Origin of the sequence: Xanthomonas axonopodis (genome assembly GCF_001304695.1) — a bacterium.
Classification (GTDB): Bacteria; Pseudomonadota; Gammaproteobacteria; order Xanthomonadales; family Xanthomonadaceae; genus Xanthomonas; species Xanthomonas axonopodis.
Map to the genome: position 1 here is coordinate 1 of NZ_JFAQ01000050.1, position 871 is coordinate 871.

Below are 871 nucleotides of genomic sequence, written 5' to 3' on the forward strand. Positions count from 1 at the left end.
ATGGGAATCACCTGGCCGGCAGTGGCTGCCTGCTGCTCGAAGGCGTTCTGCTCATGCTGTTCCAGCGATTGCTTGAGCACGGCATAGCTACGCTGCAGCGATTCCAGTTCCAGCGTGGTGGCCGCCGCACGTGCCTTCAGTTGCGACAGCGCCGCCTGATAGCGGCCAAGGCTGTCCTGCGTGCTGGCAAGCTCGCCGGATTCGGCACGCAGCTGGCGGCCACGCACGCTGGAACTGGAATCGCTGCAGCGTAGCTATGCCGTGCTCAAGCAATCGCTGGAACAGCATGAGCAGAACGCCTTCGAGCAGCAGGCAGCCACTGCCGGCCAGGTGATTCCCATGGTGCTGGTGCAGCGGCTGGATATCGCCAGCGAGATCGGCACGCTGTTCGGGCATGTGGCGCGCGTGGCACGCAGCCTGCGTCGCTACAGCGCCTACAGCCGCGGCCACAATGCACCCGAGCCGACCACAGCACGCTACGACCTGCATTGGCTTGCCGATTGCCTGCACAGCTTCGATCAGATTGGTCACGCGCTGGTGCGGGGCAATGTCGCTGCACTGATCACCGCTTGCCACGATCTGCTGTCGATGTACGAGTATTACCTGAAGGATGGCTCCGGCTACAACAGCCGCGACACCTTCCAGCGCCTGAGCAACGATGTGCCGCTGTCCGAGGCGACCGATGCGATTCGCTCGATCATCGTCAAGGCGACGCTGGCGCAGGATGTGCGCGATGCGGTGCAGGATGATGAGGTGGCGGCGAACGTTGGATGATTCGGGAGTCGGGAGTCGGGAGTCGGGAGTTGGGAGTTGGGAGTTGGGAGTTGGGAGTTGGGAGTTGGGAGTTGGGAGTTGGGAGTTGGGAATTGGG

At 62.9% G+C, this 871-nt stretch carries 2 pseudogenes; one reads left to right on the forward strand and one right to left on the reverse strand.

Features of this window, described 5'->3' with window-relative positions:
• Positions 1 to 227 (reverse strand): annotated as a pseudogene (locus XAXN_RS20630) (hypothetical protein); the annotation flags it as partial.
• Between XAXN_RS20630 and XAXN_RS05250 the strand changes: the two are divergent.
• Positions 226 to 774, forward strand: a pseudogene (locus XAXN_RS05250) (hypothetical protein); the annotation flags it as partial. The pseudogenes XAXN_RS20630 and XAXN_RS05250 sit on opposite strands and share 2 nt — an antisense overlap.
• Positions 775 to 871: the final 97 nt, after the last annotated feature.